Source organism: Streptomyces sp. NPDC091281 (assembly GCF_044757425.1).
Classification (GTDB): domain Bacteria; phylum Actinomycetota; class Actinomycetes; order Streptomycetales; family Streptomycetaceae; genus Streptomyces.
Genome location: NZ_JBIVUY010000005.1, coordinates 414,811 through 439,432 on the forward strand (window position 1 = coordinate 414,811; position 24,622 = coordinate 439,432).

Sequence of the window (24,622 nt, forward strand, 5' to 3'; positions counted from 1 at the left end):
GGAGAGGTGCGTCACTCGCGTACATGAAGCGCGGTGACCGAGGTCACTCGGACACCGTGTGCACGGATCGGCCGGTTCCGGCGTCTTTCCAGGTGTCCGGCCGCACTCTTCCGGAAGTACGTCCCGCCGTCACGAGGGAGCAAGGCGTTGTCCATCGTCATCGAGCAGCCCGTCGAGGCCCGCCTGGTCGCCGCCGCGCCGCGGATGCAGAGCATCCCCGCGACCCTGCACTACGACCGGGACGACCCGTTCGCCGTCCGCATGGCCTTCCCCGCCCCGGCCACGCTGGAGGGCGTCGAGGTCTGCTGGACCTTCGCCCGCGACCTGCTGACCGACGGCCTCCGGGACGCGGTCGGCGACGGCGACGTCCGCGTCCGCCCCTACGGCTACGACCGCACCGTGCTGGAGTTCCACGCGCCGGAGGGCACCGCCATCGTGCACGTGCACTCCGAGCAGATCCGGCGCTTCCTCAAGGCCTCCGGCGAACTGGAACCGGAAGGACTGGAACACTTCCGGGTCGACCTGGACGAAGGCCTCGCGGAGCTGATGCGCGGCGCCTGACGCCTCACAGGGCGCCCCGTACGGCCCGCCCGCCCGATAATCCGTTGACGCCCCGCACAGCCCCTCCCTACCGTGGGCATCGCTTCTGTTGCCGTCGATCGGAGAAGGACGTTGCTCGTCTGAGGTCCTGGGACACCACGCCGCACCCCCAGAGGTGCGTGCGCAGCGTGCGACCTCGGCGTTCGAGCCGTCCTTGCGGAAGCCCACCCGGCAGACGCCCCCGCGGAACACCTCCGCCCCGGGCACCGCCGTCCACTCCCCCCGCCTGGTCGCCGCCTCCCCGTGTCCCGACATGTGCCGCCCTGACCGCACACGCGACCGCGAGGCCCCTTTGTCACATCCCACCTTCTCCATCACCTGTTCGTCGCTGACCTTCGCCTGGCCCGACGGCACCCCCGTCCTCGACGCACTGGACGTCGCCTTCGGCCCCGGCCGGACCGGACTCGTCGGCGTCAACGGCTCCGGAAAGTCCACCCTCCTCAAGCTCGTCGCCGGTGAGCTGACCCCCACCGAGGGCACCGTGCGCGTCGCGGGCGAGGTCGGCTTCCTCCCGCAGAACATCACCCTGGACACCACGCTCCGGGTCGACGACGTGCTCGGCATCGCCACCCGCCGGGCCGCCCTGCACGCCATCGAGGCCGGAGACGCCACCGAGGCGCACTTCGACACCCTCGGCGACGACTGGGACGTCGAGGAACGCGCCCTCGCCACCCTCGGCGAACTAGGCCTCGGCCACATCGGCCTGGACCGCACCGTCGGCGAGGTCTCCGGCGGCGAGTCCGTCCTGCTGCGGCTGGCCGCCCTGCTGCTGCGCCGCCCCGACGTCCTCCTCCTCGACGAACCCACCAACAACCTCGACCTGTACGCCCGGCGGAGGCTGTACGCGGCCGTCGCCTCCTGGCCCGGCGTCACCGTGATCGTCAGCCACGACCGCGAACTGCTGGAACTCGTCGACCAGATCGCGGACCTGCGCGGCGGCGAGGTCACCTGGTACGGCGGCAGCTACTCCGCCTACGAGGCCGCCCTCGCGGGCGAGCAGGAAGCCGCCGAGCGCATGGTGCGCGTCGCCGAGGCCGACCTGCGCAAACAGAAACGCGAACTCGCCGACGCGCAGGTCAAGCTGGCCCGCCGCAAGCGGTACGGCCAGAAGATGTTCGAGCAGAAACGCGAACCCAAGATCGTCATGGGGGCGCGCAAACGCTCCGCCCAGGAGTCGGCCGGCAAGCACCGCATCATGCACGAGGAGCGGCTCGCCGAGGCCCGGGAGCGTCTCGACGAGGCGGCCGAGGCGGTGCGGGACGACGACGAGATCCGCGTCGACCTGCCGTACACGGCCGTACCGCCCGGCCGGGACGTCCTCACCCTGGAGGCGCTCCACCTCGCGTACGGCGCGCGCGTGGCGGGCCGCTTCGACCTGCGCGGGCCCGAACGGATCGCGCTCGTCGGCCGCAACGGCGCGGGCAAGACGACACTGCTGCGCACCATCGCCGGGGAACTGGCACCGGAGGCGGGCGAGGCGCACGCGCACGTGCCGCTGCGCTTCCTCCCGCAACGCCTCGACGTCCTCGACGACGGACTGAGCGTCGCGCGCAACGTCGCCCGGTTCGCGCCGGACGCCGGGAACAACCGCGTCCGGGCCCGCCTGGCCCGCTTCCTGTTCCGGGGCGCCCGCGCCGACCAGCTCGCCGGAACCCTGTCCGGCGGAGAACGGTTCCGGGCCACGCTCGCCGCGCTCATGCTCGCCGAACCCGCCCCGCAACTGCTCCTGCTGGACGAGCCGACCAACAACCTCGACATGGCGAGCGTCCGCCAGCTCACCACCGCGCTGGAGTCGTACGAGGGGGCACTGATCGTCGCCAGCCACGACGTGCCGTTCCTGGAGTCCCTCGGCATCACGCGCTGGCTGCTGCTGGACGGGGAACTGCGGGAGTCGTCGGCGGAGGAGGTGGCCGGAGTGGAGTAGGACACCCCCGTCGGCGCATGGGGGACACGGAGGGCGCGGGCCGGGTCGGGGGAAGGCCGCCGGTCTCAGGACGGGCACAGCCTCCCGGCAGGGGTTCTGTCCCGGTACGGCGGCGCTGCATGATGGCGGACCGGTGCCGCCGACGCGGCGCCGCCCGCACCACCGGCGAATCGGAGACCTGGACGTGCCCAGCAAGAAGGCCCTCATCCGCCGCCCCGGCCCGCGCCTCACCGAGGGCATCGTCACCCACCTCGAACGGGAACCCGTCGACGCGGACCTCGCCCTGGAGCAGTGGGAGGCGTACGGCGAGGCCCTGCGGGCGCACGGCTGGGAGACCGTCGAGGTCGAACCCGCCGACGACTGCCCGGACGCCGTGTTCGTCGAGGACGCGGTGGTGATGTACCGCAACGTGGCGCTCATCGCCCGCTCCGGCGCCACGACCCGCCGCGACGAGACCGCCGGGGTCGAGGAGGCCGTCGCCCGACTCGGCTGCTCCGTGAACTGGATCTGGGAGCCCGGCACCCTCGACGGCGGCGACGTGCTGAAGATCGGCGACACCGTCTACGTCGGCCGGGGCGGGCGCACCAACGCCGCCGGGGTGCAGCAGATCCGGGAGACGTTCGAACCGCTCGGCGCGCGCGTGGTCGCCGTACCGGTCAGCAAGGTGCTGCACCTGAAGTCGGCGGTCACCGCGCTGCCCGACGGGACCGTGATCGGACACGTGCCGCTGGTGGACCGTCCGGCGCTGTTCCCGCGCTTCCTGCCGGTGCCGGAGGAGGCGGGCGCGCACGTGGTGCTCCTGGGCGGCCCCAAGGTGCTGATGGCGGTGAGCGCGCCCAAGACGGCCGACCTCCTCGCCGACCTCGGGCTCGAACCCGTCCTGGTCGACATCGGCGAGTTCGAGAAGCTGGAAGGATGTGTGACGTGCCTCTCGGTGCGGATGCGGGACCTCTACGCCTGAGCGGGTGACACCGTCACCGGATCAGCCCCGGGACCTGCGCTTCCGGGACCGGTCGGGCGGTCGCACCGGACGCCGGAATCGCTTGGCGGAACCCCGCTGATCAGCGATCTTTACAGCGCTCTTAACCTACGGCTACGTAACCTACGGGTTCGTAGCCTACGATCCCGTAGGTTCCGGTTCCCCCGCCGGACCGTCCCCCGCTCAGCACCACCGTCCCCTGGAGTACCCGTGACGATCACCTCCCCGCACCTCGGCAGCCCCTCCGTCTGGACCGACGCCAAGCTGCTGTTCGCCCTGGAGGAAGTCGTCGAGAAGGAACTGAACCGGCATCTCAAGGTCGCCAAGGACTGGATGCCGCACGAGTACGTGCCCTTCAGCGACGCCCGCAACTTCCCCGGCTTCTTCGAGGACGGCCAGGCCTGGGAGAAGGAGCAGTCGAAGGTCACCGAGATCGGCCGGATCGCCCTGGTGGTGAACCTGCTGACCGAGGACAACCTCCCGAGCTACCACCACGAGATCGCCAGCCTCTTCGGCCGCGACGGCGCCTGGGGCACCTGGGTGCACCGCTGGACGGCCGAGGAGGGCCGCCACGGCATCGTCATGCGGGACTACCTGCTCGCCTCGCGCGCCGTCGACCCCGACAAGCTCGAAGAGTTCCGCATGGCCCACATGAGCGAGGGCTTCGAGTCGGACAACCGGCACTCCATGCTGCACTCGGTGGCCTACGTCGCCTTCCAGGAACTGGCCACCCGCATCTCGCACCGCAACACCGGCCACCAGTCGGGCGACCCGGTCTGCGACCGCATGCTCGCGCGCATCGCGACCGACGAGAACCTGCACATGGTCTTCTACCGCAACCTGCTCAAGGCGGCCTTCGAACTGGCCCCCGACCTCACCATGCAGGCCGTCCGCGACGTGGTCGTGAACTTCCGCATGCCCGGCCACGGCATGCCCGGCTTCGAGCGCGCCGCCGCGCAGATGGCCATCGGCGAGGTCTACAACATGCGCATCCACCACGACGACGTCCTCCAGCCCGTCCTGCGCTTCCTCAAGGTCCTGGAGATCGACGGCCTCGGCCCCGAGGGCCTCCAGGCCCAGGAGGAGCTGGGCTTCTTCATGGGCGGCCTCGACGCGGAGGCGGCCAAGTTCGACGAGCGCCTCGCCGCCCGCAAGGCCCGCATGGCGGCCCGCAAGGCGGGCTGAACACGACCCGGCGCACGAGCCGGGCACAGGCCGACGGCCCGCACGGGGAGACCACCTCCCCCGTGCGGGCCGCGCCGCTTTCCGCTCCTTCCTCGTCCCCCTCCCCTTCCTCCTCCGCGCCGACGGCGCCCCGGCCCTCCCCGGCCGTCGCCGTGCCTCCTCGTTCCCGGCCCGGCCGCCCCGGTCCCCCGACCACGCCCCCGCGACGCGGTCGTACGGAGTTCCCGGGCCGCCGCTCGGGCGGGTGCGGCGCCCGTGGCGTCACGGGGTGGTGCGGCGGAGGTGGAGCCGCTCCTTCTCGGACAGGCCGCCCCAGACGCCGAAGCGTTCGTCGTGGGCGAGGGCGTGGGCCAGGCAGGCGGGGCGCATCTCGCACATGCCGCAGATGCGCTTGGCCTCCCGGACGGAGCTGCCGGGCTCGGGGAAGAAGAAGTCGGCCCCCGTCTGGGCGCACAGCGCCTCCCGCTGCCAGGCCAGGTCGGCCGGCGCGAGCGTGCGGGGCGTGGGGAGCGGGTCGGCCGACGGGAACAGGTCGCTCGTCGGGATCGGGTCGGTCGGTGAGATCAGGTCCTCGTACATGCGGGGAAGCGTGCCGGGCGGCGGAAAACGTTCGATCAACGCCCGCTATACGCGCGCGGCGCGGGCCCCCGGCCGCCCGATGGTGCCCCCGGAACGGGCCGTGACGCACGGCGGCGCGCGGAAGCAGGCCGTGTCGGCGCGGTGACCCGGCGACCCGGTGAGCGGTCCGGCGGCGGTTGTCAGTGGGCGGTGCCAGACTCGTCAGTGCGGACCACGGGACTCTCGACGAGGAGGGCGACGATGCTCACGACCCGTTTCGTCGACGGCGCGCCGAACTGGCTGGACGTCGGCATGGCCGACCTGGAGCGCGCCCGCGACTTCTACGGCGCCCTGTTCGACTGGCGGTTCCGCTCGGCGGGGCCGGACGCCGGGGGCTACGGCTTCTTCCAGGTCGACGGGCGGACCGTCGCGGGCGGCATGCAGATCCGGCCCGAGCAGGGCCCGCCGTCCTGGACGGTGTACTTCCGGACCTCCGGCGCGGAGGACACCTGCGAGGCGGCCGAGCGGGCGCACGGCCGGGTCCTGTTCCCGCCCATGGACGTGATGGGGCAGGGCGTCATGGCGATCCTGGCCGACCCGGCGGGCGCCCCGTTCGGACTGTGGCAGCGCGGCGACCTGCCCGGCATCGAGGTGACCGGCGAGGCGGGCGCGCTGTGCTGGGTCGAACTGCACACCCCCGACATGGCCGCGGCGGCGGCCTTCTACCGGGCGACGCTGGGCCTGGAGACGTCGGCGGTCGCCTACCCCGGGCAGGTGTACACCACGGTCGCCCCGCCCGGCGCCGACGACGACGGCGCCTTCGGCGGGCTGGTCACCCCGGACGAGGAACCGGCCGGTGCGGACGCCTGGCCGGACGCGCACTGGCTGGCCTACCTCCAGGTGGCGGACGTGGCCGCGGTCGTCGCCCGGACCGCCGAGCTGGGCGGAGGCGTCCGGCTGGGCGCCACCGACATCGCGGGCGTCGGCACCGTCGCCCACCTCTCCGCACCCGACGGCGCCCGCTTCGCGGTCATCAGACCGGACCCGCGCCAGAGCTGACCCGCCCCGAGGGGCTATGTCGACGCGCGCCGGACCAGCGTCGTGGGCAGGACCATGCCCGCCGGGGCGTCGCGCTCGGGGGCGGCCCGGTCGTCGCCGCCGTTGCGGCGGTCGAGGTGGCGCAGCAGCAGGCGCGCCATGATCCGGCCCATCTCCTCTATGTCCTGACGGACCGTCGTCAGCGGCGGGTCGGCCTGCTCGGTGATCGGCAGCATGTCGTCGAAGCCGACCACGGCCACGTCCTCCGGCACCCGCCGCCCGCGCTCGCGCAGCACCCGCAGGGCGCCCACGGCGGTCAGGTCGTTGGCCGCGAAGACGGCGTCGACGTCGGGGCAGCGGTCGAGGAGGGTGCGCATGGCCCGCTCGCCGCCGCCGAAGGTGAAGTCGCTCTCCACCACCAGCCGCGGGTCCGCGTCGCCCCGCACGTCCCGGAACCCGGCGAGCCGGTCGGCGGCCGACGTCTGGTCCAGCGGGCCGGTGATGTGCGCGATCCGGGTGCGGCCGAGGCCCGCGAGGTGGCGTACGGCCTCGCGGGCGCCGCCCCGGTTGTCGCAGTCGACGTAGACCACGTCCTTGGTGCCGTCGCTCCAGCCGGGACGGCCGCCGAACACCGTCGGGACGCCCGCGCCCTGGATCAGGCCGGGCAGCGGGTCGTCGACGTGCAGCGAGAAGACGAGGGCGCCGTCGACATGGCCGCCCGCGAGATAGCGGGCCACGCGGGTGTGGTCGTCGCGGCCCTCGGTGAGCAGCAGCACGAGCTGGTTGTCGCGGTAGGTCAGCTCCTTGCTGATGCCGCGCAGTTGCAGGGCGAAGAACGGATCGGCGAAAACCCGGGTCTCCGGCTCGGCGATGACGACCGCGACGGCGTCGTGGCGCTTGGTCACCAGGCTGCGGGCGGCCTGGTTGGGCACGTAGCCGAGTTCGTCCACGGCCCGCCGCACCCGCTCGACGAGGGGTTCGCGGACGCCGTCGCCGCCGTTGACGACCCGTGAGACGGTCGCCCGGGAGACTCCGGCGCGCGCGGCCACTGCCTCCAGGGTGGGACGGGGCGCTGTCTCGGTCACTTTCGGGTTCCTCCTCGGTACGGTCCGGTCAGGATAGCTCCGGACGAAGCGCGAGGTGAGAGCGCTCTCTCCGCGGGCGGCGGCGGGCTGGCTCGATCCGGTGCGGCGCCCCTCGGACGGTACGGCGGCGAGCCCTCGCGGGCGGCGAAACGGACGGACGGGGTCCGGGCCCGGCACCGTGGCGGCGCCGGGCCCGGGGGCCGTACGGGACACGGGCTACAGCAGTCCGGCCGCCGCGAGGTGCTTGCCGACGCGGGCGGTCTCCTCCGCCGAGAGGGGGATCTGCGGCTCGGCGGTCAGCGGGCAGGCGATGACGCCGCGCAGGTGCAGAGCCGTCTTGAAGGCGCCCAGGGCGGCCGAGCCGCCGCCCATCCGGGCCGGGTCGGCGGCGTTCACCAAGCCGAACAGGGCGCACAGCCGGTCCTGTTCGGCGCGGGCGGCGGCCAGGTCGCCGTCGCGGACGAGCCGGTCGAGGCGGACGTAGCCGTGCGGGTCGACGTTGGCGAGGCCGGGGACCGCGCCGTGCGCGCCGAGGGCGAGGGCTGCGTCCGCGAACAGTTCGGAGCCGGTGAGGACGCTGAACCCGGTGAGCGCGCGGGCGCCGGTGACGATCTCGCGGAATCCGGCCAGGTCGCCGCTGGAGTCCTTGAGCCCGGCGACGACGCCCTCGGCGGCCAGCTCCAGGACGAGTCCGGCGGGGAGCTTGGTGTGGACGGCGGACGGGATGTCGTAGGCGATCACCGGGACGGGGCTGCGTTCCGCGATCAGCCGGTAGTGGCGGGCGATCTCGGCGGGGTGGGTGCGGGCGTAGAAGGGGACGGTGACGACGACCGCGTCCGCGCCCGCCGCGGCGGCCGTCGCGACGTGGTCGAGGACGCGGGGGGTGGTCATGTCGATGGCGCCCGCGAGGACCGGCAGCCGTCCGGCCGTGTGCTCGGCGACGGTCTCGGTGACCAGCCGCCGCTGCCGGTCGGTGAGGTAGGCCGCCTCGGAGGTGGAGCCGAGGACGAACAGACCGTGCACGCCCGCGCCGGTCAGATGGTCGACGAGGGCGCGCAGCGAGGGGACGTCGACCTCGCGGTCGGGGGTGAGGGGCGTGCAGACCGGCGGGACGACGCCGGAGAGCCGCAGCGGCGGGGTGCGGGGGGCGGGCTGGTTCATCGGGGCTCCCTGGGGGGACGGTCGCGGCCGAGCCGTGCGGTGGGCTCGTCCTCGGGGACGGGGTGGTGGCAGCGGTAGAGGTGGCCGGGCCGGGACCCGGCCGAGACGTCCGGCAGCTCCCGGCCGCAGCGGGGGTCGGCCCGCCAGCAGCGGGTGTGGAAGGGGCAGCCGTCCGGCGGCCGGGTCGCCGAGGGCACCGGGCCGGTCAGCGGGATCGGGTCGACCGGGCGCAGCAGGCTGGGCGTGGCGGAGAAGAGGGCGCGGGTGTACGGGTGGCGGGCGCGGTCGGCGACCCGGTCGGCCGGGGCCTCCTCGACGATCCGGCCGAGATACATGGTGATCACGCGGTCGCTCATCCGCCGTACGGTCTGGATGTCGTGGGAGACGAAGACGAGGGCGAGGCCCAGCCGTTCCCGCAGGTCGAGCAGGAGGTTGAGGATCTGGGCGCGGACGGAGACGTCCAGGGCGCTGGTCGGTTCGTCGGCGACGACCAGGTCCGGTTCGAGGACGAGGGCGCGGGCGATGGCGACGCGCTGGCGCTGGCCGCCGGAGAGCTGGCCGGGCAGGGCGTCCGCGACGCTCCACGGCAGGCCGACCAGGGCCATCAGTTCGCGGACCCGGTCCTCGCGGTCGGCGCGGGTGCCCCGGCGGTGCACGTCGAGGGGGTCGCGCAGGATGCGTCGTACGGGCAGCCTGCGGTTCAGGGCGGTGGCCGGGTCCTGGAAGATCATGCCGGTGCGGGCGCCGACCGTGGTGCGGCGGTCCTCGGGGCTCATCGTCCACAGGTCGCGCCCGCCGAAGGCGACGGTGCCGGAGGTGGGGCGCTGGATGCCGACCAGGACCCGGGCCAGGGTCGACTTGCCGCAGCCCGACTCGCCGACCACGCCGACCGTCTCGCCGGGCGCGACGGCGAGGTCCGCCCCGGTGAGGGCGTACACGCGGCCGCGGCGCAGGAGGCCGCCGCCGTGCGCGGGGTGGACGACGTGCACGTCCGTGACCTGCACGGCGGGGACCGCGGCGGGGGCGGGGGCCGGGCCGGGGCCGGTGGTGGCGGTCATGTCACGGGCTCGCTCTCCGCCGAGGTGAGGTCCACGGCCGGGTGGTGGCAGGCGGCGGTGTGGGTGGGGGTGCCGGTGAGGACGGGCGCGGTGGTGTGGCACAGGGCGGTGGCGCGCGGGCAGCGGTCGGCGAAGCGGCAGCCCGCCGGGAAGTCGGCGGGCGCGGGGACGACGCCCCGGATCTGCGTCATCCGTTCCTCGGCGGACTCCAGGGAGAGGACGCTGCCGAGCAGGCCGCGTGTGTAGTGGTGGGCGGGCGCGGCGACCAGGTCGGCGGTGACGCCGGTCTCGACGATCTGCCCGCCGTACATGACCACGACCCGGTCGGTGACGTCGGCGACGAGGGCGAGGTCGTGCGAGACAAGGATCAGGGCGAAGCCGAGTTCGGCGCGCAGCCGCAGCAGCAGCTCCATGACCTGGGCCTGGACGGTGACGTCGAGGGCGGTGGTCGGTTCGTCGGCGACGATCAGCCGGGGGTCGCGGGAGAGGGCCATGGCGATCAGGACGCGCTGGCGCTGGCCGCCGGAGAGTTCGTGCGGGCGGCTGCGCAGGGTGCGCTCCGGGTCCAGGCCGACCAGGGCGAGGAGTTCCTCGGGGCTGCGGCGGCCGCCGCGCCGGACGAGCTGGCGGAGCTGGGCGCGGACGGTCATCGCCGGGTTCAGCGCGGACAGGGCGTCCTGGTGGACCATCGCCATGTCGTGGCCGAGGAGGCGGCGGCGGACGCGGGCCGGTTCGGCGAGGAGGTCGCGCTGCTGGAAGCGGATCTGGCCGCGGACGCGGGCGCCCTTCGGCTGGAGGCCCATCACGGTGAGCGCGGTCAGGGACTTCCCGCAGCCCGACTCCCCCACCAGCCCGAGCACCTCGCCCGGCCACAGTTCGAAGCCGACGCCGTCCACGATGTCCACACCGCGGTGGCGGCCGGGGAAGCCGATGGCGAGGTTCTCGACGGCGAGCACCGGCTGCGCGGCCCGGTCGGCCGGGGGCCGCGCGCGGGCCCGGAGACGGCGGGCGGCGTCTGCGAGACCGGGCAGGGGGAGGACGGGGAGCACGGAGGGCAGGGGGTGGGGCGCCTCGGGGGCGGGGGCGGCGTCGCGGTGCGGAGGGGCTGCCTGGGCGTCCGGAGTCGTGGCGTACGGGGCTGGGGCGTCCGGGGTCGTGACGTCCGGGGCGGCCTCCGCGGGTACGGCGCCGGGTGCGTCCGGTGACTTGAGCGCGCGGGGTGCGGGGGCCGCCCACGCGTCCGAGACCCCCTCGGAGAGGACGTTGAGGCAGAGGACGGTGAGCAGCATCAGCAGGCCGGGGAAGACGGTGGCCCACCAGCCGCCGGTGAGCACCATGTTCTTGCCGTCGGCGATGACGCTCCCCCAGGACGGGTCCGGGGGCCGCACGCCCGCGCCGACGAAGGAGAGCGAGGCCTCGAAGACGATGGCCTCGGCGACCTGGACGGTGCAGAAGACGAGGACGGGCGCGGCGCAGTTGACGGCGACGTGCCGCAGCACGATGTGCGGGGTGCGGGCGCCGATGACGCGTTCGGCGGTCACGTAGTCCTCGCCGTACTGGGCGAGGACGTTGGCCCGGACGACCCGCGCCACCGGCGGGGTGAACAGGAACGCGATGGCGAGGGTCAGGACGGTGATGCCGCCGCCGAAGACGGCGACCAGCACGGCGGCGAGCGCGATGCCGGGGAACGCCATGACCACGTCCAGGCCGCGCATGAGCGACTCGTCGACGCTCTTGCGGGAGGTGGCGGCCAGCGCGCCGAGCAGCGCACCCGCGACGAGGGCGAGCGCGGTGGCGCCGAGGCCGATGGCGAGGGACCAGCGGGCGCCGTACATCAGCCGGGAGAGGACGTCGCGGCCGAGGCTGTCCTGGCCCATCCAGTGCGCGGCGGACGGGTGTCCGGTGCCGTCCACGGGGTCCTGCTGGTCGAGCGGGTCGTGGGGGGCGAGCAGCGGGGCGAGGACGGCGGCGAGGGCGACCACGGCGAGGAAGGCGACGGCAACCTTCGGCAGCAGCGGGAGCCGGGCGCGCCGGGGCGGGCCGGGGTGGGAGAACCGCTCGGCGAGACGGGCGCGGGTGAGCATCAGGCCGCCCTCAGTCGGGGGTTGACGAGCAGATAGAGGATGTCGATGACGAGGTTGACGACGACGAACCCGGTGGCGGTGGTGAGGACGACGCCCTGCACGACGGCCGGGTCGCCGTTCTGGACGGCGTCGATCATCAGCTTGCCCATGCCGGGCAGGGCGAAGATCGTCTCGATGACGACGGCACCGCCGAGCAGGTAGCCGACGCGCAGGCCGAGCACGGTGAGCGGGTTCATCAGCGCGTTGCGCAGCACGTTGCGGCCGACGACCACCCGGCGGGGCAGGCCGTGGCCGAGGGCGGTGCGGACGTAGTCCTTGTCGAGTTCCTCCACCACCGACGTCCTTACGACGCGGGTGAGTTGGGCGGCCACCGGGAGGGAGAGGGCGAGGGCGGGCAGGGCCATCGTGCGCAGCCAGCCGGTGAAGGAGTCGGCCGGGTTGATGTAGCCGCCGGTGGGGAACCAGCCGCGTTCCACGGCCAGGAACTGGATCATCAGCAGTGCCAGCCAGAAGCCGGGCGCGGCGACCCCGATCAGTGACACCGTCCGGACCGCCTGGTCCGGCAGCCGGTCGCGGTACACGGCCGCGGTGATGCCGCCCGCCAGGGCCAGCAGCACGGCCACGGCGAGGCCCAGGAAGGTGAGTTGGAGGGTGAGCGGCAGCGCGGTGGTGACCAGGTCGGCGACGGCGGCGCGGGTCAGCGCGCTGGTGCCGAGGTCGCCGTGGAGGAGTCCGCCGACGAAGTCGACGTAGCGGACGGGGAGGGGGTCGAGGAGTCCGTTGCGTTCACGGAAGGCGTGCAGTTGCTCGGGGGTGGGGTTGGCGCCCTGGAAGAACGCGGACGCCGGGTCGGCGTCGGAGAACCGCATCACCAGGAAGACGAAGAGGACGATGCCGAGGAGGAGCGGCACGAGCAGGGCGATCCGGCGGACCAGGATGCGGACGACAGCCGACATGACGTCAGACCCACTTCGCTTGCAGGAGGTTGAGGCCGGGATAGGGCTGGGCGCGGGCGCCGGTGAGGGCGCGCGGGTCCCAGGCGGTCATCAGCTCGTTGTGCACCACCGGGTAGAGCACGGCCTGTTCGGCGACGACGTCCACGCAGTCCTGGATCATCGCCCGCTTGCGGTCGGGGTCCGGTTCGCGGGTGGCGCGCTCCATGTCGGCGAACAGGCGGCGGGCGACCGGGTCGTCCGCCCAGCGGGCGTATCCCGTCCACAGGTTCCGGGGGCCGTAGTTGTAGTGCAGGATCAGGTCCGCGTCGACGCCGAACTGGTTGGGGTTGGCGGCTGCCGCGACGACCTGGTAGTCCCGCTTCTGGTCGAGTTTGGTGAAGACGGCGGTGGTCTCCTGCGGGGCGAGGGTCGTCCTGACGCCGATCGCGTCCCAGGACGCCTTCACCGTCGGCAGGCAGTCGACGATCCAGCTGACGTTCACCGCGAGGATCTCGACCTTCAGCCCGCGCACCCCGGCCGCCTTCAGCAGCGCCCTGGCCCGGTCGGGGTCGTGGCCGTAGACCGTCTTCGCGGGCCGGTAGGCGGGGTTGGACTCGTCGAGGAACGAACTCGCCGGTCTGCCGTGCCCCTTGAGGGCGACCTTCACCATGCGCTCGGTGTCGATGGCGTAGTGCAGCGCCTGCCGGACCCGGACGTCGTCGAAGGGCGGGCGGCGGGTGTTGAACATGAGGAACAGGTTGTTCATCCCGGCGGCGCCCGCGACGGTGAGGCCGTCCCGTTCCAGCCAGGGGATGTTGGCGTACGGGATGTTGTCGGCGATCTGCGCGCCCGCGCTCACCCCGGAGATCCGGGCCACGCGGGAGGCCGCGTCGACGATGGTCAGCCAGTTCATCCGCCGGAACGCTGGGCGGCGCGGGCCGTCGTAGGCGTCGTGGGCCTCGAAGACGGTGTGGGACTTGGGGTGGTGGGCGGTCTGGCGGTACGGTCCCGAGCCCACCGCGAGGCCCCGCACGGCGTCGTCCCAGGCGCCCGGCCGGGAGAACACGTGCCGGGGCATGATCTTGGCGAGGGTGAGCCGGGCGAGCCCGTCGGGGAAGGGGAAGCGCAGGACGAGGTCGACGGTGCGGGTGTCGACGGCGCGGACCTCCTTCAGCCAGCCGGTGAAGAAGTTCCCGGCGAGGGTCTGCGTGCCGGGGTCGAGAATGCGGTCGTAGACGAAGGTGACGTCGGCGGCGGTGACGGGGCGGCCGTCGTGGAAGGTGGCGCCGGAGCGGAGGGTGAACCGCCAGACGGTGGCGCGCGGGTCGGCCGGGAGGCGGGTGGCGAGGGCCGGGTAGGGGCGGCGGGTGAGGGGGTCGGTGTCGACCAGGCCCTCGTAGACGTGGTTGATGCCGGCCATCGCGAAGGCGGAGGCGGTCTGGGTGGGGTCCCAGCTGCCGTCGTTGCCGTAGCCGATGACGGCGGTGAGGGTGCGGTTCGGGCCGGTGCCGCCGGTGTCGTTGGTGGACTCGGGGCCGCCGCAGGCGGTGAGGGTGGTGGAGACGGCGCCGACCGCGCCCAGCGCGCCGGCGGTTCCCCCGGTGCCGAGGGCGCCCAGGGTGCCGGCCGCGCGCGTCAGGAACGTGCGGCGGTCCGGGGGTGGGGCGGCGAAGGCCACGGTGCCTCCAGCGGGGGGCGGGTCGGGGACCGAAGAATGATGTCCCTTTTACCGCATTTATCCGCGTGGGGGCGGGAGGGGGCGGGGGTGCGGGGGATGCCCTACGCGGATGGCGTAGCCGGGGGTGGATCGCCCCCGCCGCCCCTTCCCTGCCCGACCCCGGGGGCTGCGCCCCCGGACCCCCCTTTCGGTCCTGGACGGACCTCGTCCTCAAACGCCGGACGGGCTGGAGGGGCGCGCCGACGGCTCGACCGTGGGCCGCGCGTCTCAGTGGTGTCCCCCGCCCTCACCCCCACCGCTGCCGCCCCCGTGCGGCTCGTAGCCGGGGATCGTGCCGTCCGTCTTCTTCACCAGGAACAGGCCCACCATGCCCATGTCCGAGTGGCTCTGGACGTGGCAGTGGTACATCCAGGCGCCGGCGCCCACGCCTTCCCCGGCGACCACCTGGAAGCCGAAGGAGTCGGCCGGGCCGACGATCTTGTTGTCGATGACCTGGCTGGGGTCGTCGGGGCCGGTGAGCATGCCGGTGCGGTTGTCGGCCCAGCGGTGACCGTGCATGTGGAACGTGTGGTAGTACTCGCCGTGCGTGATCATGACGAACTCGACCCGGTCCCCGACGGTCGCCTCGAAGTCGGGGCCGGTGTGCGCGGGACGGTTGTTGATCGACATGTCGTTGAAGACGATCGTGTGCGTCGCGTCGGGCAGCACGTCCCCCTTGCGGCGCACGATCACCGCGCCGTACAGCCCCTTGCGGATGCCGCCCGTGCCGTGCTCCGTGCCGACGACGTGGTCGTGGTAGTGCCAGTACCCGGCGCTGCCCGCCCGCCAGGTGCCGTCGGCCCGGCGGCCGGGGAGGTGGGTGCGCCAGGTGTAGACGCGGGTGCCGCCGGGCTCGACGTCGCTGTGGTTGAGGGCGGTGCCGTCGCTGGAGATCTCGTAGTCCAGGCCGTGGACGTGCAGGCTCGCCCGGACGTCGAGGAGGTTCTGGAACTCGATGTGGACGGTGTCGCCCTCGTTGATCTCGATCAGCGGGCCGGGGACGGAGGCCTTGCCCTTCTCGAAGCCGTAGCCCAACTGGCCGTCGGGAAGCTTCTCGGCGTACAGCTTGAGGTGCCGGACCTGGCCACCGGGCGGCGCCGCGCGGGCCGGACCGTCTACGCTGACGGCTTCGGAGGACAACGACAACGATGTCGCGGCCACCGCACCGCCCAGCATCACGCGACGGTTGAACGAACGTCTGTCCATGCTGAACTCTCCACCCTGCTACGGAACTTGCGGAGGGTCACCCGGGATGAGCCCGAGTGACGGTACCGGTCGGCGGCCCGTTCATCCACACCCAGGACAAAGTTCGTGCCATTCCGGTGATAGGTATTGGCGAACCGTGCAAAGACGTCTAGCTTCCTTGGCGCTGTCGCTGTGACCCAGGAGGCGTCCATGCACTTACGAGGGTTGAGCACGAGTAGGGCCGTACGGGCGAACAGACGCGTCTGGGCGGCCACGGTGGCCGCCGGGGCCGTCACCGCCGGACTGCTGTCGGGTCCGGCCGCCCACGCGGGCCCGGCCCCCGATCCATCCCTGACAACGATGTCCATCACGTCACCGCCGGGCGGCGGAGACGTGAGCGTCCTCGTCTTCTACGGCTCCGCCGGGGCGGGCGAGGAATCCCCGGTCGTGAACGCCGGGATCGAGGCGATCGAACGGATCGGCCTGTCCGGACCGGCGGACCAGCGGTTCGCGGTGGAGGCCACCGACGACGCGCGGGTCTTCACCGACGCCGAGGAACTGGGACGGCACAACGCCATCGTGTTCCTGACCGGCGCCGGGGACGTCCTCGACCCGGACCAGGAGGCGGGCCTGGAGGCCTACATGGAGGCGGGCGGCGGCTTCGTCGGTGTCGCCGACGCGGCCCGCGCCGAGCCGTACTCGTCCTGGTACACCGGACTGATCGGTGCCCGTCCGGCGGCGACCAGCCCGACCACCGTGCAGCGGGCCACCGTCGAGGTCGGCGACCGCAGCCACCCCGCCACCAAGGGCCTGCCGCTGGAGTGGAAGCGCCCCGACCTGTGGCCCAACTGGGCGACCAACCCCACCGGTACGGTGCACACGGTCGCCCGGGTCCGCGAGTCGACGTACCGGCCGGGCACCGGCGCCAACGGCGCCGACCACCCCATCAGCTGGTGCCGGGACTACGACGGCGGCCGGTCCTTCTACACCGGGATGGGCGGCACCGCCGCCGCCTACGACGAGACGGACTTCCGCGCCCACCTGCGCGGGGCCCTGCTGTGGACGTCGCGGCTGTCGCAGGCCGACTGCAAGGCGACCATCACCGCCAACTACAAGGTCGAGCGGCTGACCCAGCCCAACCAGCCGGGCCAGAACGACCAGATCGGCGAGCCGCACGGCCTGGTGACGGCCCCGGACGGCCGGGTGTTCTACATCGGCCGAGGCGGCGCCGACTCCTCCCGGCCCGTGATCACCGACTGGAACAACCCGAACATCGGCAAGGGCACGGGCGAGATCCACATCTACGACCCGGCGACGAAGAAGGTCACCCTGGCGGGCGGCCTCACCGTGTTCGGCAACAAGGGCGGCGGGGACGAACTGGTCAAGGTCGAGGAGGGGTTGCTCGGCATCGAGCTGGACCCGCGCTTCGAGGACAACGGCTGGGTCTACCTGCACTACACCCCGCACTCCGGCCTGAACCGCGACACCCGGATGGCGGAGCGGCGCGTCTCGCGCTTCACCCTCGACCCGGTCACGCAGAAGCTGGACCTGAACAGCGAGAAGGTCCTGCTGAAGTGGCCGGTGCAGGTGCACAGTTGCTGCCACTCGGGCGGCGGGATGGCCTGGGACTCCAAGGGCAACCTGTACATCGCCACCGGTGACAACAACTCCAGCGGGTTCAGCGGCGGTTACTCGGGCAACAACCCGCAGCCGAACTACAAGGGCGTCTCCTTCGCGGACGCGCGCCGCACGGCGGGCAACACCAACAACCTCAACGGCAAGATCCTGCGCATCCATCCGGAGGCCGACGGGACCTACACCCTGCCCGCCGGGAACCTCTTCACCGGGCGGGAGACCGACGAGGGTGGCGGCAAGACGCGCGGCGAGATCTACGTGATGGGGGTCCGCAACCCGGCCCGCATCTCCGTCGACCCCAAGACCGACGTCCTGTACGCCGGTTGGGTCGGCCCGGACGCGGGCGCGCCCTCGACGACCTGGGGCCCCGCGAAGTACGACACGTTCGCCGTCATCACCAAGGCGAGCAACCGGGGCTGGCCGTACTGCATGGGCAACAAGCAGCCCTACCGGGACCGCAACCTGCCCGACCCGAACCAGCCGCTCGGCTGGTACGACTGCGACCGGCCGAAGAACGAGTCCCCGAACAACGACGGCCTCGTCAACCTGCCCCCGGTCACCGGCAACAACATCTGGTACTCGCCGCAGGGCGGCGCCCCGGACTACCCGCGCAACGCCGCGGGGGTGCCCTCGTACAAGCAGGAGGAGGCCACCTACCGGCTGCCCTGGCTCAAGGGCGGCGGCCAGGCCGCGATGGACGGCCCGGTGTACCGCTACGACGCGACGAGCGGCAGCGCCGTCAAGTGGCCGGCCTACTGGGACGGCAAGTGGTTCGTCGGCGACTTCTACGACGCCGACCAGCCCCGCAACGCCGTGCTCACCGACCCGGCGAACCACGGCGACGGCGGACTGCCCGTGCACTCCGAGTCGTTGAAGAAGATCGTGCCCGTCGGCAACGACGGCATCAGGAACCTCATGGACTGGAAGTTCGGCCCCGACGGCGCGCTCTACGTCCTCGACTACGGGCGCGGCTTCTTCACCTCCGACGCCAAGTCGGCGCTGTGGAGGGTGACCTACACTGGCGGCGGTCCCACGCCGTCCGCCGACCGACTGGTGAGGGGGACCCGGTGAGGGCGAGCGGAACACGCGCACGGCGCAGACTCTGGCCCGCGCTGCTGGCGGCCGTGCTGATGGTGCTCGGGCTCCAGGCGGCGCCCGGCACCGCGGCCGAGCCCCGGCAGGAGCCCGGCGGGGCGGCCGCCGCCCAGGTGCTGACCTGGACGGCGGGCGACGACATCACCAAGTACAACGCGGCGCCCACGACCGCGGTGGCGGGCGCGGCGACGATCGTCTTCGAGAACAGCGCGGCGACCGGCAACACCACCGGCATGCCGCACACGCTGACGTTCGTGACGAGCGACCCCGAGTTCAACAGCGACGTCACCCTGAACATCCTGGCCAATCCGAGCGACGACCAGAAGGGCAGGCACACGGCCGAGGTCACCCTGACCCCGGGCCGCTACTTCTACCACTGCACGATCCCCGGGCACGGGCAGATGCAGGGCATCCTCGTGGTGACGGAGGGCGGCGGCGAGGACACCACCGCGCCGCAGACCTCGGCGGCCGTCGACGGCGTGCAGAACGGCGACGGCGACTACGTCGGCTCCGCGAGCGTCGCGGTCACGGCGACCGACGAGGGCTCCGGTGTCGACCGCGTCCAGTACGCCCTCGGCGGCGGGGACACCTGGCTGCCGTACACGGCGCCGGTCGTCGTCGACCAGGTCGGTGACCACACGGTCCGCTACCGCGCCTTCGACAAGGCGGGCAACGTGTCGGCGGAGAAGAGCGTCAGCTTCACCGTGGTCGCGCCGCCCTCCGACGACACGACCGCGCCGGAGACCTCGGCGACGGTGAGCGGCGAGCGCAACGCCGACGGCGCCTACATCGACATGGCGACCGTCACGGTGACGGCCTCGGACACCGGGTCGGGCGTCGACCGCATCCAGTACGCGATCGGCGCGTCCGGCGCGTGGACGGCGTACACCGCTCCCGTGATGGTGCATCAGGTCGGCGCGCACACCGTCCGCTACCGGGCGGTCGACAAGGCGGGCAACGTGTCCGCCGAGAAGAGCGTCGCCTTCACGGTGGTCGCGGCCCCGCCGCGGGACACCACTCCCCCGGTGACCGGCGCCACCGTCGACGGCACCCGCAACTCGGCGGGCGCGTACGTCCGTTCCGCCACGGTGACGGTCAGCGCCACCGACGCGGGCGGGTCGGGGGTGGCGGCCGTGGAGTACTCGCTCGACGCCGGCCCCTACCTGGCGTACACCGCGCCGGTGGTGGTGGACCGGGTCGGCACGCACACCGTGGCCTACCGGGCGAGCGACAAGGCGGGCAACACCGCGGCGGCGCGCACCGTGAGCTTCACGGTCGCGGCGGGCGGCGGGGTGCCCGCGCCCAACTGCCCCGAGTGGGACGAGCGGTTGACGGTGATCGTCGGCACGGCCGACTCGGGGGTGCCCAACCGGGTCACGAACAACCGGTGCCGGATCAACGAGTTGATCGAGGACGAGAAGGAGTGGACCTCCCACGCCCTCTTCCTCAAGCACGTGAAGACCGTGCTGGACGGGCTGTTCCGGGCGGGCGTGGTCGACGAGCGGGAGTACGACGCGGTGACCGCCGCCGCGAAGGCCTCCGGGATCGGCAAGCCGGGCCAGACCGACGGCTACCGCACGATCATGGACGGCAGCCCCGAGTCGCTGGCGCGCTGGGCGCACGTGGGCGGCGGTTCGTTCGCCGCGAACGGCGACGGGTCCATCACCTCGGGCACCACCCGGGCGGGCCTCGGCATGCTGTGGTTCCCCGAGCGCAAGTACGGCGACTTCTCGCTGCGGTTGCAGTGGCGGGACGACGCCCCGGGCACCGGCAACGCCAACTCCGGTGTGTTCGTGCGGTTCCCGCAGGTCAACGGGCACCCCGAGGAGTCGCGTCCCGAGTGGGTGGCCATCAAGTACGGGCACGAGATCCAGGTGTTCGACAAGCCCGACGGCGACATGTACAAGACCGGTTCCGTGTACGGCTTCGACCGGGTCGGGCTGGCCGGGGCGGGCGTGACCCAGAAGGGGACCTGGAACGACTACGAGATCCGCGCGGTCGACCAGCACTTCTCGATCTACCGCAACGGTGTGCTGATCAACGAGTTCGACAACATCGGCGGGCTCGCGTTCTCCCCGCCGCGCTCGGACGACCCGGGCACCGACGGACGGCGGTTCGCCTCCGGCTACGTCGGCCTCCAGGTGCACGGCACCACCGACGTGGTGTCCTACCGGGACATCCGCATCAAGGAACTGTAGAAGGCCGACTCCCCTGATCCGTCAGGGAGTCGTGGTCGAGCCGGGTCCGTCCTTGCGGGCCCGGCTCGGCTGTACCCGCTTCGGTTCGCCGGGCATCTTGGGGTACTCCGGCGGATAGGGCAGGTCACCGAGGCCGTGGTCGTGCTCGTCGCGCCGGGCGAGATCGAGCAGCGCCTCCAGCGAGAAGGCGTGGTCGTCCATGTCGGCGTGCACGTCGCCGAGTTCGGCGTAGCGGGCGGGCATGGTGACGATGTCGAAGTCGCGCGGGTGGGCCTCGCCGACCTCCTCCCAGCGCAGCGGCGCGGAGACGGGGGCGTGCGGGCGGGGCCGTACGGAGTAGGCGGAGGCGATGGTGCGGTCGCGGGCGGTCTGGTTGTAGTCGAGGAAGATGCGCGCGCCGCGTTCCTCCTTCCACCACTTGATGGTGACCTGCTCCGGCATGCGGCGTTCCAGCTCCCGGCCGACGGCGATGGCGGCGCGGCGGACCTGGGTGAAGGTCCAGCGGGGTTCGATCGGCACGAACACGTGCAGGCCCCGACCGCCGGAGGTCTTGGGCCAGCCGCGCAGCCCGCCGAACTCGTCGAGGACGGCGCGCAGTTCGTGGGCGGCGCGGACGGCGTCGTCGAAGTCGGTGCCGGGCTGCGGGTCGAGGTCGATGCGGAGTTCGTCGGGGTGGTCGACGTCCGCGCGGCGCACCGGCCACGGGTGGAAGGTGAGGGTGCCGTACTGGGCGGCCCACAGCACGGCGGCCTCCTCGGTGGGGCACATCTCGTCGGCGCTGCGTCCGCTGGGGAAGGTGATGTGGGCGGTGGGAATCCAGTCGGGCATGTTCTTGGGGGCGCGCTTCTGGAAGAAGTTCTCGCCGCTCAGGCCGTCCGGGTAGCGCTCCAGGGTGGTGGGCCGCTCGCGCAGGGCGCGCAGGATGCCGGGGGCCACGGCCCGGTAGTAGCGGGCCAGGTCCAGCTTGGTGTACCCGTGCTCCGGGAAGAAGATCTTGCCAGGACTGGACAGCCGTACGGTCCGGCCGCCCACCTCCAGTTCCACCGCTTCGCCCATGCGTGCCACCGTAGGCGGCCCCCGGACGGCCCGCACGGCGAGCGGGGCGGGCGGGGGCGGCGCAGACTCGGGGCATGGATCTGCCGGTGATGCCTCCCGTGAAGCCGATGCTCGCCAAGTCGGTGGCGGCGATCCCGCCGGGCATGCGGTACGAGGCGAAGTGGGACGGGTTCCGGGCGATCGTGTTCCGTGACGGCGCCGAGGTCGAGCTGGGCAGCCGGACCGGCAAGCCGTTGACCAGGTATTTCCCCGAGCTGGTGGTGGCGCTGGCGGAGCGGCTGCCGGAGCGGTGCGTGGTGGACGGGGAGATCGTCATCGCGCGGGACGGGCGGCTGGACTTCGACGCGCTGACCGAGCGCATCCACCCGGCGGACTCGCGGGTGCGCACGCTGGCCGAGCGGACGCCCGCCTCGTTCGTCGCGTTCGACCTGCTGGCCCTCGCGGACGCGTCGCTGCTCGACGTGGCGTTCACCGACCGGCGGGCGCTGCTGGCCAGGGCGCTGGAGGGGGTGACCGCGCCGGTGCACCTGGCGCCCGCGACCTCGGACCTGGAGGTGGCGCGCCGCTGGTTCGAGGAGTACGAGGGCGCCGGTCTGGACGGGGTGATCGCGAAGCCGCCGGGGCTCGGGTACCTCCAGAACGAGCGGGCCATGTTCAAGATCAAGCACGAGCGGACGGCGGACGTCGTGGTCGCCGGGTACCGCCTGCACAAGAGCGGCCCCGTCGTCGGGTCGCTGCTGCTCGGGCTGTACGACGAGCGGGGCACGCTCCAGCACGTCGGGGTGTCGGCGGCGTTCACGATGAAGCGGCGGGCGGAGCTGGTCGAGGAGCTGGCGCCGCTGCGGCTCGCGGACGCGGGCGCGCATCCGTGGGCGGCGTGGGCGCGGGAGGAGGCGCACGAGAGCGCGCGGCTGCCGGGCGCGCCGAGCCGCTGGTCGGGCAAGAAGGACCTGTCGTGGGTGCCGCTGCGCCCGGACCGGGTGGCCGAGGTGGCGTACGACCACATGGAGAACGGGGCCCGGTTCCGGCACACGGCCCGCTTCCGCCGCTGGCGCCCGGACCGCACCCCGGAGAGCTGCACCTACGCGCAGCTGGAGGAGCCAGTGCGGTACGACCTCACGGAGATCCTGGGGACGCCTCCGCCGACCGCGTAGGGAAGCCCACCGCGCAGGGAAGCCGACGGCGTCATGAGGGCGCCCCGAGAACAGTGACCGTGTACGCCCCGCCCCCGGACCCGGGCGGGGCGTACACGGTCGTCGGCCGGTGGGGGTGAACCCGTGGTGGGCCGTTCGGCGCAGTCGGCGCGCACCCGCACGGAAGAGCGGGTAGAGGCAGCGATGAACCGATAAGCGCACAATCGAACCAAGGGGTCCGGGTGGCGAGGGTGGAGATGGCGACGGTGGACGAGGCGACGGGTCCGAGACCGGCGGAACGCGGCACGCGGCGGCCGGGCGGGCGGCGCGCGCGGCGCGGCGGCCCGGCGGCCCTGCTCGCCGCGGCCCTGGCGACCGTCCTCGCGGCGGGCTGCACCTCGGGGCGCGGCCCGGCGGACGACAGCCGCGGCTCCACCCCGCCGCCCGGCCGCACCGCGACGGCCGACCCCACGCCCAGCACCGCGCCCTCCCCCACCGCCGCCGCGGGCCAGGTGCTCGCCGTGAAGATCGACAACGTCCGGGCCGCCCGCCCGCAGACCGGCCTGGACGCCGCCGACGTCGTCTACGTCGAACAGGTCGAGGGCGGCCTGAGCCGGCTGATGGCGGTGTTCGCGACGAAGCTGCCGAAGACGGTCGGGCCGGTGCGCAGCGCCCGCGAGTCCGACCTGGAGCTGCTGCGCCAGTTCGACCGGCCGGTGCTCGCGTTCTCCGGCGCCCAGGGCAAGCTGCTGCCGCTGATCGACCGGGAGCCGCTGGAGGCGGTCACGCCGGAGGACACCGACGGGGTCTACTTCCGGGGCCGCGACAAGGCGTCCCCGCACAACCTGTACCTGCGGCCGGGGCGGCTGCTGGACGAGGCGCCCGGCGCGGCGGCCCTGACCACCGGCTTCCGCCACGGGCCCGCCCCGGCGGGCGGCAACCCGGCGAAGGAACGGACCGTGCGCTTCCCCTCGGCCCGCTTCACCTTCACCTGGTCGGCGCGGGCGAAGGGCTGGGAGCTGAGCACCGACGGCACCCCGACCCGCGTCACCGACGGACGGCGGCTGGCACCGGCCACGGTGGTCGTGCAGTACGTGAAGATCCGCCGGTCCGCCTACCACGACTCGCTGGGCAACCGGACGCCGTACACCGAGACCGTCGGGACCGGCCGGGCCGAGGTCCTGCGCGACGGACGGTCCTACCCGGCGCGGTGGCGGCGGCCCGCGGCGACGGACGGCACGGACTTCACCGCGCCGGACGGCACCCCGCTGCCGTTCGCCCCGGGCCAGGTGTGGGTGGTGCTGGCCGCCGCCCGCTAGACCGCACCGCCGGGACACCGACGGGGGCACGGATGGCGGCACCGATGGCAACTCCGGTGAGAGACACACTCGTTGGGGTGAGAATCCGAGGCGGTGACCGGTGCCCGTAGGAGGCTCTGCGGTGGTTCCCGGGGAAACCCTCCGGGCACGACGCGGACCGTTCCACGGAGGACCCCATGGCCAGCACCCCCGACGACCTCAAGTACACCAAGGACCACGAGTGGGTCCGGGTCGAGGGCGACTCGGCCCGGATCGGCATCACCGACCACGCGCAGCGCCAGCTCGGTGACGTCGTCTACGTCGAACTCCCCAAGGTCGACGACCGGGTGGAGGCCGCGGAGCCCTTCGGCAGCGTGGAGTCGGTGAAGGCGGTCACCGAAGTGCTCGCGCCGCTGGGCGGTACGGTCGCCGAGATCAACGAGGGTCTCAACGACGAGCCCGAGTCGGTCAACACCGATCCCTACGGCGACGGTTGGATGATCCGCCTCACCCTGTCCGACACGTCCCAGCTGACCGGGCTGCTGACGGCGGCCCAGTACGAGGACTACGTCAAGGACGAGTCGGGCGACTGACACCGCACCCGGCACCACCAGCAACGCACCGCCACGCCCGCCTCGGCCCCGCGCACCCGCACTCCGCGCCCAGCGCGCACCGCGTACCCGCACCCCCGTTTCTCG

At 73.1% G+C, this 24,622-nt stretch carries 19 protein-coding genes; 10 read left to right on the plus strand and 9 right to left on the minus strand.

Going from position 1 to position 24,622, the window contains the following annotated elements:
• The first annotated feature begins 147 nt into the window (after window positions 1-147).
• The 4 genes from ACIQPQ_RS16350 to ACIQPQ_RS16365 all read left to right on the plus strand — a co-directional run bounded on the left by ACIQPQ_RS16350 (window position 148) and on the right by ACIQPQ_RS16365 (window position 4,688).
• Window positions 148-561, plus strand: coding sequence for an SsgA family sporulation/cell division regulator (locus ACIQPQ_RS16350; RefSeq protein ID WP_401304281.1), 414 nt, complete (start codon window positions 148-150; stop codon window positions 559-561).
• 331 nt (window positions 562-892) lie between these two features.
• Window positions 893-2,524, plus strand: coding sequence for an ABC-F family ATP-binding cassette domain-containing protein (locus ACIQPQ_RS16355; RefSeq protein ID WP_401304284.1), 1,632 nt, complete (start codon window positions 893-895; stop codon window positions 2,522-2,524).
• Window positions 2,525-2,708: 184 nt separating this feature from the next.
• A complete protein-coding gene (gene ddaH / locus ACIQPQ_RS16360) occupies window positions 2,709-3,485 on the plus strand; it encodes a dimethylargininase (RefSeq protein ID WP_401304285.1) in 777 nt (258 codons plus the stop codon).
• 228 nt (window positions 3,486-3,713) lie between these two features.
• Complete coding sequence (locus ACIQPQ_RS16365; RefSeq protein WP_401304288.1) at window positions 3,714-4,688, plus strand: acyl-ACP desaturase; 975 nt, start codon at window positions 3,714-3,716, stop codon at window positions 4,686-4,688.
• Window positions 4,689-4,949: 261 nt separating this feature from the next.
• On the opposite strand, the gene ACIQPQ_RS16370 is transcribed toward ACIQPQ_RS16365, so the two are convergent.
• Complete coding sequence (locus tag ACIQPQ_RS16370; RefSeq protein ID WP_383767187.1) at window positions 4,950-5,219, minus strand: WhiB family transcriptional regulator; 270 nt, start codon at window positions 5,217-5,219, stop codon at window positions 4,950-4,952.
• 288 nt (window positions 5,220-5,507) lie between these two features.
• Between ACIQPQ_RS16370 and ACIQPQ_RS16375 the strand changes: the two genes are divergently transcribed.
• Entirely contained in the window at window positions 5,508-6,305 is a 798-nt protein-coding gene (locus tag ACIQPQ_RS16375; protein ID WP_401304290.1) for a VOC family protein, read from the plus strand.
• Window positions 6,306-6,319: 14 nt separating this feature from the next.
• Here ACIQPQ_RS16375 and ACIQPQ_RS16380 read toward each other — a convergent pair whose 3' ends face one another.
• From ACIQPQ_RS16380 to ACIQPQ_RS16410, 7 genes are all read right to left on the minus strand, one after another.
• Complete coding sequence (locus tag ACIQPQ_RS16380) at window positions 6,320-7,369, minus strand: LacI family DNA-binding transcriptional regulator (protein WP_383766775.1); 1,050 nt, start codon at window positions 7,367-7,369, stop codon at window positions 6,320-6,322.
• 216 nt (window positions 7,370-7,585) lie between these two features.
• Window positions 7,586-8,530, minus strand: coding sequence for a dihydrodipicolinate synthase family protein (locus tag ACIQPQ_RS16385; protein WP_401304293.1), 945 nt, complete (start codon window positions 8,528-8,530; stop codon window positions 7,586-7,588).
• The gene (locus ACIQPQ_RS16390) at window positions 8,527-9,588 is read right to left on the minus strand and encodes an ABC transporter ATP-binding protein (RefSeq protein WP_401304296.1); all 1,062 of its coding nucleotides are present in this window, start codon (window positions 9,586-9,588) and stop codon (window positions 8,527-8,529) included. The genes ACIQPQ_RS16385 and ACIQPQ_RS16390 overlap by 4 nt, the downstream gene beginning before the upstream one ends.
• Window positions 9,585-11,672: a dipeptide/oligopeptide/nickel ABC transporter permease/ATP-binding protein gene (locus ACIQPQ_RS16395; protein ID WP_401304297.1), complete on the minus strand. Its 2,088-nt coding sequence runs from the start codon at window positions 11,670-11,672 to the stop codon at window positions 9,585-9,587. Before ACIQPQ_RS16395 ends, ACIQPQ_RS16390 begins: the two co-directional genes overlap by 4 nt.
• Window positions 11,672-12,628, minus strand: coding sequence for an ABC transporter permease (locus ACIQPQ_RS16400; RefSeq protein WP_401304300.1), 957 nt, complete (start codon window positions 12,626-12,628; stop codon window positions 11,672-11,674). Before ACIQPQ_RS16400 ends, ACIQPQ_RS16395 begins: the two co-directional genes overlap by 1 nt.
• A 4-nt stretch (window positions 12,629-12,632) precedes the next feature.
• A complete protein-coding gene (locus ACIQPQ_RS16405; protein WP_401304545.1) occupies window positions 12,633-14,246 on the minus strand; it encodes an ABC transporter substrate-binding protein in 1,614 nt (537 codons plus the stop codon).
• 306 nt (window positions 14,247-14,552) lie between these two features.
• On the minus strand, window positions 14,553-15,530 hold the full coding sequence (locus tag ACIQPQ_RS16410) for a multicopper oxidase domain-containing protein (RefSeq protein ID WP_401304303.1): 978 nt from the start codon (window positions 15,528-15,530) through the stop codon (window positions 14,553-14,555).
• Window positions 15,531-15,719: 189 nt separating this feature from the next.
• Between ACIQPQ_RS16410 and ACIQPQ_RS16415 the strand changes: the two genes are divergently transcribed.
• Both ACIQPQ_RS16415 and ACIQPQ_RS16420 read left to right on the plus strand, forming a co-directional pair.
• Window positions 15,720-18,215 (plus strand): ThuA domain-containing protein, encoded by a 2,496-nt coding sequence (locus ACIQPQ_RS16415; RefSeq protein ID WP_401304305.1) that lies wholly within the window; start codon window positions 15,720-15,722, stop codon window positions 18,213-18,215.
• A 59-nt stretch (window positions 18,216-18,274) separates the two neighbouring features.
• Window positions 18,275-20,437 carry an OmpL47-type beta-barrel domain-containing protein gene (locus tag ACIQPQ_RS16420; RefSeq protein WP_401304548.1) on the plus strand — a complete coding sequence of 721 codons (2,163 nt, stop codon included), beginning with the start codon at window positions 18,275-18,277 and terminating at the stop codon, window positions 20,435-20,437.
• Between the two features lie 21 nt (window positions 20,438-20,458).
• Here ACIQPQ_RS16420 and ligD read toward each other — a convergent pair whose 3' ends face one another.
• Entirely contained in the window at window positions 20,459-21,493 is a 1,035-nt protein-coding gene (ligD, locus tag ACIQPQ_RS16425) for a non-homologous end-joining DNA ligase (RefSeq protein ID WP_401304308.1), read from the minus strand.
• A 74-nt stretch (window positions 21,494-21,567) separates the two neighbouring features.
• Here ligD and ACIQPQ_RS16430 point away from each other — a divergent pair, with 74 nt between their 5' ends.
• The 3 genes from ACIQPQ_RS16430 (at window position 21,568) to gcvH (ending at window position 24,517) form a co-directional block, all read left to right on the plus strand.
• Window positions 21,568-22,647, plus strand: coding sequence for an ATP-dependent DNA ligase (locus tag ACIQPQ_RS16430; protein WP_401304311.1), 1,080 nt, complete (start codon window positions 21,568-21,570; stop codon window positions 22,645-22,647).
• A 236-nt stretch (window positions 22,648-22,883) separates the two neighbouring features.
• Window positions 22,884-23,945 carry a DUF3048 domain-containing protein gene (locus tag ACIQPQ_RS16435; RefSeq protein WP_401304551.1) on the plus strand — a complete coding sequence of 354 codons (1,062 nt, stop codon included), beginning with the start codon at window positions 22,884-22,886 and terminating at the stop codon, window positions 23,943-23,945.
• Between the two features lie 176 nt (window positions 23,946-24,121).
• Complete coding sequence (gene gcvH / locus ACIQPQ_RS16440; RefSeq protein WP_401304313.1) at window positions 24,122-24,517, plus strand: glycine cleavage system protein GcvH; 396 nt, start codon at window positions 24,122-24,124, stop codon at window positions 24,515-24,517.
• Window positions 24,518-24,622 lie beyond the last annotated feature (105 nt).

Coding starts and splice junctions, on each gene's coding strand:
- ACIQPQ_RS16400 (WP_401304300.1), bottom strand. CDS start 12,628: ATGTCGGCTGTCGTCCGCATCCTGGTCCGCCGGATCGCCCTGCTCGTG.
- ACIQPQ_RS16395 (WP_401304297.1), bottom strand. CDS start 11,672: ATGCTCACCCGCGCCCGTCTCGCCGAGCGGTTCTCCCACCCCGGCCCG.
- ACIQPQ_RS16410 (WP_401304303.1), bottom strand. CDS start 15,530: ATGGACAGACGTTCGTTCAACCGTCGCGTGATGCTGGGCGGTGCGGTG.
- ACIQPQ_RS16375 (WP_401304290.1), top strand. CDS start 5,508: ATGCTCACGACCCGTTTCGTCGACGGCGCGCCGAACTGGCTGGACGTC.
- ACIQPQ_RS16385 (WP_401304293.1), bottom strand. CDS start 8,530: ATGAACCAGCCCGCCCCCCGCACCCCGCCGCTGCGGCTCTCCGGCGTC.
- ACIQPQ_RS16430 (WP_401304311.1), top strand. CDS start 21,568: ATGGATCTGCCGGTGATGCCTCCCGTGAAGCCGATGCTCGCCAAGTCG.
- gcvH (WP_401304313.1), top strand. CDS start 24,122: ATGGCCAGCACCCCCGACGACCTCAAGTACACCAAGGACCACGAGTGG.
- ACIQPQ_RS16420 (WP_401304548.1), top strand. CDS start 18,275: ATGGTGCTCGGGCTCCAGGCGGCGCCCGGCACCGCGGCCGAGCCCCGG.
- ACIQPQ_RS16415 (WP_401304305.1), top strand. CDS start 15,720: ATGCACTTACGAGGGTTGAGCACGAGTAGGGCCGTACGGGCGAACAGA.
- ACIQPQ_RS16435 (WP_401304551.1), top strand. CDS start 22,884: ATGGCGACGGTGGACGAGGCGACGGGTCCGAGACCGGCGGAACGCGGC.
- ligD (WP_401304308.1), bottom strand. CDS start 21,493: ATGGGCGAAGCGGTGGAACTGGAGGTGGGCGGCCGGACCGTACGGCTG.
- ACIQPQ_RS16390 (WP_401304296.1), bottom strand. CDS start 9,588: ATGACCGCCACCACCGGCCCCGGCCCGGCCCCCGCCCCCGCCGCGGTC.